The organism is Paenibacillus sp. Marseille-Q7038 (genome assembly GCF_965111595.1).
This window is the reverse complement of record NZ_CBCOOM010000001.1, coordinates 61,231-74,502: the sequence shown is the minus strand read 5'-3', so window position 1 is coordinate 74,502 and position 13,272 is coordinate 61,231. Positions and strand designations below refer to the sequence as shown.

The 13,272-nt window shown below is 40.6% G+C and carries 15 protein-coding genes; 8 read left to right on the top strand and 7 right to left on the bottom strand.

All coding sequences use genetic code 11. The features are described from left to right. Positions 1 to 19 precede the first annotated feature (19 nt). Both ACWPWY_RS00395 and ACWPWY_RS00390 read left to right on the top strand, forming a co-directional pair. Positions 20 to 184, top strand: coding sequence for a hypothetical protein (locus ACWPWY_RS00395; RefSeq protein ID WP_191803848.1), 165 nt, complete (start codon positions 20 to 22; stop codon positions 182 to 184). 173 nt (positions 185 to 357) lie between these two features. Then, the gene (locus tag ACWPWY_RS00390; protein ID WP_454189888.1) at positions 358 to 1,122 is read left to right on the top strand and encodes a MerR family transcriptional regulator; all 765 of its coding nucleotides are present in this window, start codon (positions 358 to 360) and stop codon (positions 1,120 to 1,122) included. 100 nt (positions 1,123 to 1,222) lie between these two features. Here the strand turns inward: ACWPWY_RS00390 and arfA are convergent, their stop codons facing one another. Further along, positions 1,223 to 2,716: an arabinosylfuranosidase ArfA gene (arfA, locus tag ACWPWY_RS00385; RefSeq protein WP_454192746.1), complete on the bottom strand. Its 1,494-nt coding sequence runs from the start codon at positions 2,714 to 2,716 to the stop codon at positions 1,223 to 1,225. 211 nt (positions 2,717 to 2,927) lie between these two features. Between arfA and ACWPWY_RS00380 the strand changes: the two genes are divergently transcribed. Further along, positions 2,928 to 3,833: an ArsR/SmtB family transcription factor gene (locus ACWPWY_RS00380; RefSeq protein ID WP_454189887.1), complete on the top strand. Its 906-nt coding sequence runs from the start codon at positions 2,928 to 2,930 to the stop codon at positions 3,831 to 3,833. Positions 3,834 to 3,898: 65 nt separating this feature from the next. On the opposite strand, the gene ACWPWY_RS00375 is transcribed toward ACWPWY_RS00380, so the two are convergent. Then, positions 3,899 to 4,675 carry a C40 family peptidase gene (locus tag ACWPWY_RS00375; protein ID WP_454189886.1) on the bottom strand — a complete coding sequence of 259 codons (777 nt, stop codon included), beginning with the start codon at positions 4,673 to 4,675 and terminating at the stop codon, positions 3,899 to 3,901. A 514-nt stretch (positions 4,676 to 5,189) separates the two neighbouring features. Here ACWPWY_RS00375 and ACWPWY_RS00370 point away from each other — a divergent pair. Beyond that, entirely contained in the window at positions 5,190 to 6,404 is a 1,215-nt protein-coding gene (locus ACWPWY_RS00370; protein WP_454192745.1) for an acyltransferase, read from the top strand. Positions 6,405 to 6,472: 68 nt separating this feature from the next. On the opposite strand, the gene ACWPWY_RS00365 is transcribed toward ACWPWY_RS00370, so the two are convergent. From ACWPWY_RS00365 to ACWPWY_RS00345, 5 genes are all read right to left on the bottom strand, one after another. Continuing rightward, entirely contained in the window at positions 6,473 to 7,423 is a 951-nt protein-coding gene (locus ACWPWY_RS00365; protein WP_454189885.1) for an aldo/keto reductase family protein, read from the bottom strand. Positions 7,424 to 7,865: 442 nt separating this feature from the next. Continuing rightward, positions 7,866 to 8,558 carry a hypothetical protein gene (locus ACWPWY_RS00360; RefSeq protein WP_454189884.1) on the bottom strand — a complete coding sequence of 231 codons (693 nt, stop codon included), beginning with the start codon at positions 8,556 to 8,558 and terminating at the stop codon, positions 7,866 to 7,868. 107 nt (positions 8,559 to 8,665) lie between these two features. Beyond that, positions 8,666 to 9,883, bottom strand: coding sequence for an ATP-binding protein (locus tag ACWPWY_RS00355; protein ID WP_454189883.1), 1,218 nt, complete (start codon positions 9,881 to 9,883; stop codon positions 8,666 to 8,668). Beyond that, a complete protein-coding gene (locus tag ACWPWY_RS00350; RefSeq protein WP_454189882.1) occupies positions 9,880 to 10,560 on the bottom strand; it encodes a hypothetical protein in 681 nt (226 codons plus the stop codon). Before ACWPWY_RS00350 ends, ACWPWY_RS00355 begins: the two co-directional genes overlap by 4 nt. A 53-nt stretch (positions 10,561 to 10,613) precedes the next feature. After that, a complete protein-coding gene (locus tag ACWPWY_RS00345) occupies positions 10,614 to 10,958 on the bottom strand; it encodes a hypothetical protein (protein ID WP_454189881.1) in 345 nt (114 codons plus the stop codon). Positions 10,959 to 11,104: 146 nt separating this feature from the next. Between ACWPWY_RS00345 and ACWPWY_RS00340 the strand changes: the two genes are divergently transcribed. The 4 genes from ACWPWY_RS00340 (at position 11,105) to ACWPWY_RS00325 (ending at position 13,270) form a co-directional block, all read left to right on the top strand. Then, positions 11,105 to 11,266: a hypothetical protein gene (locus ACWPWY_RS00340; RefSeq protein WP_454189880.1), complete on the top strand. Its 162-nt coding sequence runs from the start codon at positions 11,105 to 11,107 to the stop codon at positions 11,264 to 11,266. A 40-nt stretch (positions 11,267 to 11,306) separates the two neighbouring features. After that, positions 11,307 to 11,738: a hypothetical protein gene (locus tag ACWPWY_RS00335; RefSeq protein WP_454189879.1), complete on the top strand. Its 432-nt coding sequence runs from the start codon at positions 11,307 to 11,309 to the stop codon at positions 11,736 to 11,738. Between the two features lie 151 nt (positions 11,739 to 11,889). Next, complete coding sequence (locus ACWPWY_RS00330; RefSeq protein ID WP_454189878.1) at positions 11,890 to 12,546, top strand: peptidylprolyl isomerase; 657 nt, start codon at positions 11,890 to 11,892, stop codon at positions 12,544 to 12,546. 448 nt (positions 12,547 to 12,994) lie between these two features. Continuing rightward, on the top strand, positions 12,995 to 13,270 hold the full coding sequence (locus ACWPWY_RS00325) for a YqkE family protein (RefSeq protein ID WP_454189877.1): 276 nt from the start codon (positions 12,995 to 12,997) through the stop codon (positions 13,268 to 13,270). Positions 13,271 to 13,272 lie beyond the last annotated feature (2 nt).

Below are 13,272 nucleotides of genomic sequence, written 5' to 3'. Positions count from 1 at the left end.
GTATAAAGGAGGTGTTCCCATGCGTAAATCATCAAGCAATGAACCAACCAAAGCAGAGGTTAGCAATACGAAGCTGAATAAACTGCCTGTACCAGGAGCTTTCGATACTGAGTTTTCTGCAGAAGAAGCAGCTGAAGTATTCGAAAAACAACCATCTGCACAAAAGAATGAAAAACAGAATTAATTTGTATACTTGAGCAAAATACGGAATTAAAGATAAGCTTCGCAGCTGCTTCCGGTCGGAAGTACTACGGAGCTTATTTTACATAGCTGTTAGAACTGAATTTTATTAAAAATTAGTTATTGACCTATACGTTACGTATACGTTTAGGATGAGATTTGGAAGGAGGATTCATCATGGAATATACCGTTCATCAATTGGCGGAGCTATCTGGGGTCAGCGGCCGCACACTCAGATACTACGATCAGATTGGACTGCTCCAGCCAGCCCGAATTAATTCTTCCGGCTATCGAATCTATGAAGAGAAAGAGGTGGACCGGCTTCAGCAAATCTTATTCTATCGCGAGCTGGAAGTGAGTCTGGACGAAATTCACAAGATTCTAGAACATCCTGATTTTGACCCAGTGATTGCTTTGAAAACACATTATACTAAACTCACTCAAAAACGAGATCATCTTGAACAATTGCTCCATACGGTGAAGCTCACCATTGAAAGTAAAGAAGGAGGAAGAAAGATGCAGGACAAAGAGAAATTTGAAGGTCTAAAAGCCGAGCGAATTCGGGAGAATGAAACTAAATTTGGTGCGGAAATCAGAGAAAAATATGGAGACCGCGAGATCGACGAGAGCAACGCCAGATTCAGAGGAATGAGTGAACAAGATTATCACCAGATGCAGACTCTTGAAGTCGAAATCATTGATTTATTGAAAAAAGCAATGGAGACAAACAGCCCCGCATCTGAAGAAGCAGAACATGTAGTACAGAAACATCAACAGTGGCTGATGTACTCATGGAGTACATTTTCAGAAGAGGCATATCAAAACCTTGCCGATATGTATGTAGCAGATGAGCGATTAACTTCTTATTATGAGGATAAGGCAGGCACTGGCGCTGCCCAATTTCTAAGGGATGCTATTCATCACTATGTAAATAAATCTTAGAGGTACGATTATATATATTCTGTGGATTAGAAAAACCTCTGCCCGAGAGAGTCCTCGGAGCAGAGGTTTTTAATATAAAGAATAAACTTCATGGTCCTTCTTATACACTCACTTTGAGTCTGATTACGTTCCAGCTGGCTTTAGCAAGCTGTGAAGTAACGGTCGTTCCGTCTACGACTGCATTCCCGTTCGTATGCGGAGCTACTCGGTTTGGTTCGGCTGCGGTATTTACTGCTTTCAGATCGTCTGACTCGAGTACTGTGTGTTCGATCAGACGGCAGTCACCAAAACTGCGTAAATCTATCTCTACAGGAAGCGACTCCTCCAGATGACGATTGACAGCGAAGATCGTGACTTCTCCCGCCTCATCGTTGTGTATCGCAATTGCCTCAAGGTAAGGAACATCCGTAATTTCTTTCGTATCATATTTAGGCGATTGAATCAGCGGAACGAGCGCTTGACCACGGCCATAAACGGAGGTATGGAGATATGGATAATAGATGGTTTGTTTCCATGCAGCGCCGCCATTCTCTGTCATGATCGGAGCAATGACATTGACGAGCTGCGCTAGACATGCCATTTTTACACGATCTGCATGTTTCAGCAAACTAATCAGCATACAGCCTACAAGCAGCGCATCCTCATGGTTATATACATCTTCTAATTGAGGAGGTGCAACCCCCCAAGGTTCGATCTTACTGTCATTTTCATTGGAGTGGAACCATACATTCCATTCATCAAAAGAAAGGAACATCTTTTTCTTACTGCGTTTTTTAGCTTTGATATAATCGCAAGTTGCTGTTACCGTTTCAATAAATTGATCCATTTCTAGTGAACGCGCGAGGAACTGAGCTGAATCTTGCTCCCGATTTCCGTAATATTGGTGCAAAGAAAGATACTCTACATGATCATACGTATGGTCAAGTACCGTTGCTTCCCATTCAGGGAATGTTGGCATATGAATGCTCGAACTGCCGCAGGCAACAAGCTCTATGGAAGGATCAACCAGTTTCATTACTTTCGCAGATTCCAAGGCGATTCTGCCATACTCCTCTGCAGTTTTGTGACCAATCTGCCACGGTCCATCCATCTCATTGCCAAGACACCATGTCTTTACATTATGCGGCTCTTTGTATCCGTGTTTAATACGCAGGTCACTATAGTATGAGCCTGATTTATGATTGCTGTACTCTACAATATTGCGTGCTGCATCAATCCCGCGTGTTCCTAAGTTCACAGCCATCATGACCTCGGTATTGGCTTTCTTCGCCCAATCCACAAATTCATTAAATCCAAAAGCATTCGTTTCTGTTGTTCTCCAAGCAAGTTCCAGTCTATGTTTCCGTTCCTCTTTGGGTCCTACACTATCTTCCCAATTGTAACCGGATACAAAATTTCCACCTGGATAACGTACAATCGGTACTTGAAGATCTTGAATTAACCCAAGAACATCTCCACGGAACCCAGACTCGTCCGCCGTTTCATGCCCAGGTTCATAAATCCCGCCGTATACAGCACGACCTAAATGTTCAATAAATGATCCATAAATACGTTTGTCTACTTCACCAATTGTAAAATCTTTATCTACAACCATCTTTGCCTTGTTTCCCAACGCTTTTCACCTCTTTAGATTAATATAAAAATTAATTCAACTATAAATTGTTATCGCTTACTTTATATTTAAATCCAATTATAGTATAAAATCAACCTTCTTTTTCCTGTTTTCTAGAAAAATATTGGATTTATATTGAAGCTAATTCTATAATAGTTGATATTAACTATCGAACGTTCAGGGGAGAATTCAAATGATAAGAGCAAATACAGATGAAAAGTGGCTTCCTCTCTATGAAGCTCTGGCTAGCAATGTACGTCTTTCCATTATCAAATTACTTGCTGAGCAGCCGCTCAATATCAAAGAGCTTGCAGCAAGATTAAACCTAAGTAGCGCCATCGTTACGATGCATGTCCGTAAACTGGAGGAAGCCGGCATAACGGAATCCAAGATGATTCGAAAAAATAGCGGCACACATAAAATCAATTCCCTTTCTGTAGATTGGATTGAAATCACGATGCCGCAAAAGGCGCAGAATTCTCGTCAATATCAAGAAGTATCCATCCCGATTGGTCATTATACAGAATGTGAAGTTCACCCTACTTGCGGGCTGTCTACTACGGAAAAAGTAATTGGTCAATATGATGACCCTCGTTACTTTCTTGACCCCGAACGAGTGAATGCACATATTCTCTGGTTTGGTAAAGGATTTGTAGAATACAAGATTCCAAATTACGTTTTGCAAGGTCATTCACTTACCGAAATTGAACTTTCATTCGAGATTGGCTCAGAAGCGCCAGGTGTGAATCCAAACTGGCCGTCTGATATCAGCTTTACGCTAAATGGTGTGAAGCTGGGAATATGGACAAGCCCTGGGGATTCAGGTCATGGGCGGGGTGTTTTTACACCGGATTGGTGGCTCGATGATGTGAACCAATATGGACTATTAAAAATCATTAGAGTCACCCCTATGGGTACTTTCATTGATGGACAGCGATTGTCGGATGTAACCATCACAGATATCCCTGTGAACCGAAATCAATGGACTTTTCGTCTTGCTACCGCGGAAGAGGCCAAGCATGTGGGTGGGCTTACCTTATATGGTGAGGGATTCGGAAATTACAACCAAAACATTATTTTGCGACTCTATCATGAATGAACCTAGAATAGTAGATAAAAAGACAACTCTTTTTTTGTTTGAAGAGTTGTCTTTTTGGTTTATTGTTATAGTGCGCTTCCTCCGAATAGGAAACGATATTGCCAGTGCTTCCCTGTAATCGTATCGACACGAACACCGCCGGAGTCAGTGGAATACGTATGCAACACTTTATTATCTCCAAGGTAAATACCTACATGAGTCACGGTCTCTTTACTTTTGTTAACCCCAGAGTAAGAAGACGCGCTTGAACCTTTATAGGACATAAAGAACATCAGATCTCCGCGTTTTAGACTAGAGATGCTGCTCTTCGTATTCCCTTTATTTTTTACATAAGTAGCTTGTTTGCGAGAATCCGTTGGGAGCGTCACATCCGCACCATCCATGAAAGCACGTCGTACAAAAGAAGAACAATCAAAATATTTCGTGCTGTTTCGGTCTGCGCCATACTTATATGGAGTGCCTAGATATTTCATGCCGGCAGAAATGACTTTCTCCACGGTTGCACTGCTGGATGAACTGCTGCTTCCACTTTGAGATGATCCACTAACGGTTTTTGTATATTTAGATGAGGATGAAATATAACCTGTATTCCCTTTAGAATCTTTTACTTTCCAAAAGCTTGAGCTGTATTTACTAACTAGTGTAACTTTTTCACCCTTTTGAAGCATCCGAATAACAGAAGAAGAAGTACTCGGGCCTTTTCTTAAATTAACACCGTAAATCACTTCTAATGTTGTTGTAGTTGCCGCGTAAGCTTGATTTACAAAAGCAGGCATGTTCACTGTTCCAAGTAACAGGGCTGCCGTAATGGATGCAGTAAGTATCTTTTTTGTAACCTTCATGTCGTAATCCTCCTGGAAGTCATAAGTTTTTGTCACTCTAATGGCTTCAGTGACCATTGACTTGTCCCATTTTAGGCGAGGATCCAAGCTTCATCATCAGACTTTAGTAACAAATTCATTTTAGTTAATATAGTTCTTAACACCTATTAAAATAAAGTATGTATTTTAAAAATAATCCATAAATTAACTGGTGTTTCTACAGTAAAAATCGAATAACCCCTTAAAAATCAATAAAATAAGATAAAACAAAATTACTATTACATATAGTTCTTTATACCTATATAATCTATACCTGTTTTTAATCGTGGAAACAATTACTAGTGCTTTTGAAACCGTTTATTCATAGAGTATAAGAAGTTTAAAGTTGATTTTAACTTTTTTGTAACTATTATTTTTTTCTGAGCATTCTCGATATCAAATATTAACTCTCTAGGTAGATCTTTTTCATATGAATTTAATATTTGTTCGTTACAATAAGGAGATGGGCAACTAGCTATGCCCAGATTGGAGGTTTATTACCCTGAAGAAACCAAGAATTGAGGAACTGACCCCATTTAGGGGGCTCGCCTTTCTAGCAATTGTTATGCAGCATAGCCTGGCAGAATATATTTACCGGGCAGATATCCTCCCCGCGGATTCCATTATGCTTATGTTTATATACCATCTTACAAGATTTGGAACGCCGACTTTCGTTTTTCTATCCGCCGTGCTTCTGTTCTATAATAACGAGCATAAACTCCACTACCCGTCTTTCATTCGTAAACGGTTTGGGGATATTTATGTGCCGTTTATTCTATGGACTTTGGTATACTGGCTATCGGTTCGTTTGACGATGTATACCAATTGGCTGGATGCAGAAACATGGAAGAGTCTTGTTAGAGAGTTGTTTACACCGCAAGCTGGATATCACTTATGGTTTATCATTATGGTATTTCAGTTCTATCTGCTGTTTCCATTGTTTCGCAGGATTGCAATTAAGGTCAAAAGCAGACTTGCAGGAATGGAGTACAAAAAACAAAACAGAATGGTCTTAACGATCTTGCTAATTAGCGGAATTGCCTATGCCTATCTACTATATCTCTCTTATTATCGTATGGGACTGTGGGCATTAGCACCGGGAATAGGGCAGACTTTGCTTAACCACCGTACTAGTATTTTCGTCATGTACCTCTTCTATTTCATTCTTGGCGCCGTTTGCGCATTCATGCTTGATCGGTTCCGAAGCGTCATGGTAAAAATACTGCCTTGGAATGCCCTGTTATCCATCCTTCTCTTTGTGTATCTTGCGTATGATGTGCTGCGAGGTTCGGGAGACATCATGAATTTAAATATCTCCACTTATTTAAAACCGACGACATTTGTACTCATCTTATCGCAAATGTTTTTGATTTACGGCATCTTGCATCTTCTATCTGCGAAGAGCAAATTCTATAAACTCTTTACATGGATTGGTCGCTATTCCTTTGGCGGATATTTGGTACATGCACTAGTGATTTATTGGATTTCGTTCTTTACAAGACCGCTTCAACTGGCAGGTTACCATCTTGGATTCACCTTGCTTACTTTTGCACTAACGGCCGTGTTCTCTCTTATCATTAGTTATGGACTATCTCGCCTGCCATTCTCCCGTTATTTGGTGGGACTTGGACGGAGAAGAGTAGCCACCACGAAGCAGGATAAAATAGAACCTAGAATGAAGACACCCGCCACCAATTCATTAACAGAATAAACAAATAGAGAACGCCTCACTATAGTTATGCACCTGTGCATAACTATAGTGAGGCTTTTCCTTGCGGATTAATGATCCTCTGTTCTAAGTATATATTCAATCTGCTGCAGTACATCCGCTGAAAGCTTTATGCCGGAAGCTTTCACATTCTCCGCAACTTGCTGCGGGCGACTTGCTCCGACAAGCGCACTAGCTACATTCTTTTGTCTTAAAATCCAGGCAATGGCCAGCTGGGACATCGATAACCCGAGCTCCTCAGCGATTCTGCTCAGTTGCTTCACTTTCGTAATCTTATCTTCTGTTAACCCCTCACGAACAAAATCCAGCTTTGCCGCGCGGCTGTTCTCAGGCAATTCTGTAGCAGAGTTATATTTCCCAGTCAATAAACCTTGAGCTAAGGGTGAAAAAACGACTTGTCCAATTCCCTTTTCCTCACCAAATGGAATAATCTCTTCTTCAATGGATCGTTCAAACATATTATACATGGGCTGATTAACGATGATTCGGTCCAGCAGATGTTTGCTTGCGATTGCGTGGGCTTCTGCCATTTGAGCTGCTGTCCATTCGCTAACACCGATGTATAAAATTTTACCTTGCGTAACCAGATCATCCAGCGCACGCAAAGTCTCCTCCAGCGGTGTCTCTGGGTCATACCGATGGCAGTACAGGATATCAATATAGCTAAGCCCCAAACGTTTTAAACTCGCATGCGCCTGTTCCATAATATGCTTACGAGATAATCCTTGGTCATTGGGTCCTTCTCCCATCGGGAAATACATTTTAGTAGCAAGAACATACGAATGCCTTGGATAAGGAGCCAAACTTTGTCCGATGAGTTCCTCCGCAGCCCCTTGTTCATATACATTTGCTGTGTCAAAAAAATTGACTCCTTGGTCGTACGCTTCCTCGATCGCAAGAATGGCATTTTCCCGTTCCACGTATCCTCCATAGGTAAGCCAACTTCCAAGACTGATTTCACTAACCTTCAGTCCGCTGCTCCCTACTCTGCGGTAAAACATCCCATATCGCCTCCTACTCCCCATTTTAGTGTAGACCATCCACTCCTGAAAAGACTTCGGTGCATCATTCTATTTCATAGATTCTATGAAATCTACAAATTTACTTATCACAATATCAATCAGATAACCCATCCCAAACCATACGACTAAACTTATTAGATAGATGAGCACCATATAATGATCAGAAGCGGAGTGAATATCATTGATGAACAAAAACGGCGGACTCGTGAAGAAAATCAGCAAGTCTTTATCATCAATATTCCAAGCAACATCCAGTTCCGTCCAGTATAAGGAAAAATACTAATTGCAGAAGCGGATACTGTCAAGCCAGGAATGTAATTCTAGGGCCTCCCCAAAATAAAACGGCCTGTTCTTCCCCCGGCTAAGGAGTGGTGAACAGGCCGTTCTATGTGTATATCAATAAAACAGATTAGAATCTTGTTTAACTTTTTTCAGGAGACAAGGCTTCATGACCAGGTCTTGGATTCATTTTCATTTTACGATGAATGAACTTGGTTAGATCTGGTGTCAATTCATCTTTCAAATGATCAATAAGCTGTTTCTCACTGATTCCTTTGGTCTTAGCAATCTCCGCTAAGGACTTCCCTTGTTTTAGCTCCTGATCAAGCTGACTTGTTGTGATTCCAAGAAACTTAGCTATCGATTCTCGGTTGATCTTACTTTGTCCTTTGCCGTGGTCAGCATGTTTCTGTTTCAGCTCACTAATCGGTGTATGAATCACTTTATTTAATCTTTCGCTTATTGATTCTTTCATCGAAACCGCTTGATCTTTAGACAAGCAGCCTGCTTTTACTGCTTCATCGACGCGCTTCTCCACGGCTGGTTTTAATTGCTCTTCAAGCTGCTGACTTGTTATGTTTTTCGCTTTCGCAATCTCAGCAATTGTTTTCCCTTGCTGCATCTCTACCGCAAGCGTTTTGGTATCTATCTTTAATATCTTAGCCGTCTCTTCCATAAAATACAGGTAATGACCTGTATGTCCGCAGTCCGCCGTATTTTGCTTCTCAGTCTCCGTACGTACAACGTCAGGCTGCGCCATTGCATAACTGCCTTGCCCCATGATTAAGGATCCAAGCAATGCTGCAGATGCAATGCTAACGAGATATTTCTTCATCTGTATTGTCCACCTTCCTGGTGCTTATCATTACTTACACCTTGTTATTGTGGACGAATACACCCCTTTTTTATCCATTGCAAGAAAAATAAGTAGATGATGGCTTGCTACACTCCGGAAGGAAAGCGAATGACCGCTTCCGTTCCTACTCCTTTTTCACTGCTATATTCGATCGTACCCTCCATCGCTTCAATAATTCGGAAGGTCACCATCATTCCTAGTCCTGTTCCTTTTGTTTTATTAGAAAAATAAGGCTCACCGAGTCTCACAAGTTCCTCTTGATTCATCCCTACTCCATTATCTTGAACATGAATCACAACTTCCGTTCCTTTATTGTAGGCTTTCACCTTCACTTCTCCGCAGCCTTGCAGTGCCTCAATGCTATTCTTCATAATATTAATAAAGGCTTGTTTGAACTTGGAAGAGTTACCGCGGATCCATAAATTACTTGGGACATCCATAATGATTACACCTCCTTCGAGGTTCGCCATTGGAACGAGTACACCTTCAATATGATTAAATTCTGCAGATAGATTAATAAGTGCAATATGATCAAATTCAGGCTTCGCAAAAGTTAAGAAATCATTGATAATGTCCGATGCCCTGTCCAGTTCTTCTAGTGCGATGCCTACATATTTTTTATTCTTGTCATCATCTTGCTTACTCATCAGCTGCAAAAACCCACGTGTGACCTGTAGCGGGTTTCGTACTTCATGAGCAACCGAGGCAGCGAGTTCACTAATAATTTTGATTTTCTCAGAACGCTGTAGTTCATTGCTAAAAGCCTCTAGTTCCTCTGTATAACGCACGACTTCTTCATATTTCCCAAGCAACCTCTGGCCTTTCACCGTCAAAATCGAGCAAACGAAAATAAAAATGGTCCATTTCGATATTTCTAACTCATACCAAGGTACGGAGTAGTATAAAATCCATTCTGTTATCGTTGTGAGTGCAAATATACCGAATCCAACGGAAAGTAAAGTTGCCCCCTGTTCACCTTTTATCGCCTCTTTGATCGTCACATATAACAAGACTAAGAGTTCAAGTACATAAATTACTCCAAACACAGGACCTGTTATAAACTTCATAAAGGGGTAAGTCTCCGGAGATAGCAGACTTACCAGCGTACATAATATATAAAATAAGGTATAAGCAATAAGAATCTTTTTCAGCTTACGAATGATTCGATTGGCCTCATCGGAAGTAAATATTTGTTCAAAACAGTAGGCAAGCACGGGCAGTTCTATTGCAAAACAGATCAAAAAGAAATAGTAAAACACTTCCGTCATATCCGGATAAAACGTATAGATTGTACTGGAATTCATCGAGACGTAAATCCTAAACACCCAATCAGAACGGATATTCCAACCCATAACTTATACTTTAATTTATACATAAACGCCGAGAATGCAGTGATTACTAATGTCAAAACGAGCAGCATACTCCCGAGGACCAATTCGTCTATTCCATCCCCCACATATTTCTTATTCAGGTTGGCAGAAGAGCCGATCCAGATCGACGGATCGACACCCACTTTAAAATAATCACTATGGGTCCAGATATAAATCGTTCCCCCGGCATCCTGATCACTTAAGGGTATCAATAACGGGTTTCTATTAAATTGATGCTGAGTCCCTTGCTCATACAAAATATGTCCTTCTTTATAGACTCTAATCTGCTGACCATAGATACGTTCAAAAAAAATGGCCATATTGTCTTCTACATCCTCTGGCAGCTTTATTCTGATCCAAGCGGTATGCGGCGAGGTCGTCAGCTGTTGTTCTATGGAGGAATCTGCCTGAATGGTTGTCCACTCATACCTTCCAGAAGCCAGTTTATCCATCGTATTATCTGTCCATTTCTGGGGCCAAACCATCTCCCATGATGTCAATTTGCGGGGCTGGCCTTCCTCTGCTGCATGACTGACGGGTGGTGGTAATAAGAAGAGTACCGATAGCAAACACAAGATGATAACAGCCGATACTCTAGGAACAATCTTCATTATTCACACCTCAATAATTCAATTAGTATGATGAATTCCTTTTCTTAAAAGGATTAGAATACATCTTTATTTTTCCATAGGGTCTGAGTAGGTTTTGCTCTTCTTTCTTCGAGTCTTTGTGCTCGTTCTTCCTCATATTGGTTTGTAATCATTTCTATGATTTTACGCTCCATAGGTTCTCTGTACTCTTCCCATACCAGACTCTCTTCATCTTCATATATCGTCCAAATGTCTGAAAATAAATAATCCCTGATCTCTACGACTTTGCCATTCCATATGCCACCAGTCCAATATAAACCGCTTGGTGTACGGATGACTGTCCTTGAAAAACCAGGTGTTGATGCTTTTTGTCCAATTCGAATCGTTTCTAACATATTTCCAAAAGTATACCACTCCATTATTGACTTCTCCCTTTCTCTAAAACATATTCCTCTTTACTTCATTCCTCTGTTCTTCCCCTGATTCAAGCTACCTCAAAGAGGTTTAAGAATGGGCAAGAACGAACTGTCGTCATAGGTTATGAGAATATAAGGAGGAGACGAAAATGAATGATTCACATCGGAATGTAGAGGTTGAACGAAGAGAAGTTCAGAAAAAATCCGATTCTAGTTTAGTAGCATCCACATTCATTAAGTATGCGGCTTACATCATTATTTTCTTTGGACTACTGTATTTCCTCGTAAAATATGTATTCCCTATGTTCTAAAAGGACAGTATATAACAACAAACCAAAAGGAGAGTTCGTGATGGATAATAAACCAAGAACAAGTGAAGCGGATTTTGCTTATGATCGATATAAAACATTAAATCAAGAATCAGAAAACATCGATATGATACCAGAAGATGATCTGGATTATGTGAATACGTATACCGAACAGACGATTAGTCTTGACGAAGATACGGACCCAGCAGATGCAGAGACAGCTCAAGAAGGGGTAATGCAGGATCTCAGTCCTGTTTCTTTGGAAGATGATACGGCGGAAGAAGAATCTAATATTTCTAACGAGGAACTTCTTCGCTCTTCCGAGCCTGATCTTGCTGCTGTACCCGATGCAGATGAGATTGCAAAAGACAGCCCCATTGATCCGGTATCCCCTGATCCCGATGCCATGCATGGAACCGATCTGATTAATGGAGTAGGCAATCCTAATCCTGATCAAACAGATTCATTTAAATAGTATAAACTAATACCCACATTTTGGTACTGTTTTGTTCCTAAAACAGTAAAATGAGAGAAAAAGACCCTTTCCATTTGGATAGGGTTCTTTCCTGTTTGTCCTATTTTGGGGTATGATAATCATATTCGACATGAATCAAGGAGGAGCTTGTATGTTCGTCAGATCTAAAGGTTTTAAACTTCTATTTATTGTTTCCGCTCTTCTGCTTGTCCTTGCTGGTTGTGGACAAGATGAAGCGCAAAATGATGAGCTTGAATTCGGAGGCGTAGGCATTCCAAACGAAGATGCTTCTCATCCCGTCGCAACCATTGAACTGGATAACGGCAAAAAGATCGTCTTAGAGTTGTATCCGGAAGTTGCTCCTAATACAGTGAACAATTTTATCTCGCTGGCTAACAGCGGATTTTATGACGGTACGATCTTTCATCGTGTGATTCCGAATTTTATGATTCAAGGCGGAGATCCGGAAGGTACAGGATCAGGTGGCCCCGGCTATAGTATCAAAGGTGAATTCACCAGTAACGGAGTTAAGAATCACTTACTGCATACTCGAGGCGTCATTTCTATGGCTCGTTCAAATGATTTAGATTCCGCAGGCTCACAGTTCTTTATTGTACAAGCCGATTCCGAGCATCTAGATAATATCTATGCTGGTTTTGGTAAAGTGACGGAAGGTATGGATGTGGTTGATGAAATCGCAAGTCTTAAAACGGGAGAAAAAGCTCGGCCCGTAACACCTCCTGTTATGACCAAAGTAACAGTTGATACGCTCGGTGTAGATTATCCGGAACCTGTAAAGATCCAATAATAAAAAGACCGAAAGGCAGGATTGATATGCTGCTTTTCGGTCTTTTTGCATGCCATGTATGTGTTCCACAAAAAACAAATATATTTTTAAAGCAAGATACGAACCCAACCCATAATCGAAATCCAGAGCGGTATACTGAGAATGATGCCCCACATTAACCCTTTTAGCAGCTGTGTATTATTCACTTCCAATAGCAACGACCCCTTCACTGTTTAATTAGTCGTAGTATCGGTATTCAAAATAAGCTGTATACTCTGTCTTCTTTTCTTGTTTCTATATTTTACACTATTTTAAAGAAAGCGCTATCATTATTTCTTATAACTATTCATTTGTTCTCTGTTTTAGACTATTCAATCATGAAGAAAAGGTGTATATTTCAACCAAGAATCAGTTTCAACACTTTAAAATTCCTGTTATACTTTTTACACAACGAAATGGAGGGATCGTCATGGTGAAGAAAAAGAATGGATCAAGACCTTCACAGTCTGCACAGCGGTCTTCTGCTCATGAAGGAAGTGCAGCCACACTAAAAGATTTACTTAGTGAAGAAGTTCTCGGAAAGCTCAAAGCCCAAACATCCGAGCTCAAAGCTGCCGAAGCTGCTCGTCAAGAAGAGGCTAAACGGATTGCAGAAGAAAAGAAAAAAGCAGAACAAAAACGATTGGATAACGATTTTGAACACCTGCTCGAGAATAGTTCAATGGAATGGAAGAAATTCAAATAAGA

Excerpts from the sequence above, each read along its gene's own strand:
- ACWPWY_RS00395 (WP_191803848.1), top strand. The coding sequence starts at position 20 with ATGCGTAAATCATCAAGCAATGAACCAACCAAAGCAGAGGTTAGCAAT.
- ACWPWY_RS00390 (WP_454189888.1), top strand. The coding sequence starts at position 358 with ATGGAATATACCGTTCATCAATTGGCGGAGCTATCTGGGGTCAGCGGC.
- arfA (WP_454192746.1), bottom strand. The coding sequence starts at position 2,716 with ATGGTTGTAGATAAAGATTTTACAATTGGTGAAGTAGACAAACGTATT.
- ACWPWY_RS00380 (WP_454189887.1), top strand. The coding sequence starts at position 2,928 with ATGATAAGAGCAAATACAGATGAAAAGTGGCTTCCTCTCTATGAAGCT.
- ACWPWY_RS00375 (WP_454189886.1), bottom strand. The coding sequence starts at position 4,675 with ATGAAGGTTACAAAAAAGATACTTACTGCATCCATTACGGCAGCCCTG.
- ACWPWY_RS00365 (WP_454189885.1), bottom strand. The coding sequence starts at position 7,423 with ATGTTTTACCGCAGAGTAGGGAGCAGCGGACTGAAGGTTAGTGAAATC.
- ACWPWY_RS00360 (WP_454189884.1), bottom strand. The coding sequence starts at position 8,558 with ATGAAGAAATATCTCGTTAGCATTGCATCTGCAGCATTGCTTGGATCC.
- ACWPWY_RS00355 (WP_454189883.1), bottom strand. The coding sequence starts at position 9,883 with ATGAATTCCAGTACAATCTATACGTTTTATCCGGATATGACGGAAGTG.
- ACWPWY_RS00350 (WP_454189882.1), bottom strand. The coding sequence starts at position 10,560 with ATGAAGATTGTTCCTAGAGTATCGGCTGTTATCATCTTGTGTTTGCTA.
- ACWPWY_RS00345 (WP_454189881.1), bottom strand. The coding sequence starts at position 10,958 with ATGGAGTGGTATACTTTTGGAAATATGTTAGAAACGATTCGAATTGGA.
- ACWPWY_RS00340 (WP_454189880.1), top strand. The coding sequence starts at position 11,105 with ATGAATGATTCACATCGGAATGTAGAGGTTGAACGAAGAGAAGTTCAG.
- ACWPWY_RS00335 (WP_454189879.1), top strand. The coding sequence starts at position 11,307 with ATGGATAATAAACCAAGAACAAGTGAAGCGGATTTTGCTTATGATCGA.
- ACWPWY_RS00330 (WP_454189878.1), top strand. The coding sequence starts at position 11,890 with ATGTTCGTCAGATCTAAAGGTTTTAAACTTCTATTTATTGTTTCCGCT.
- ACWPWY_RS00325 (WP_454189877.1), top strand. The coding sequence starts at position 12,995 with ATGGTGAAGAAAAAGAATGGATCAAGACCTTCACAGTCTGCACAGCGG.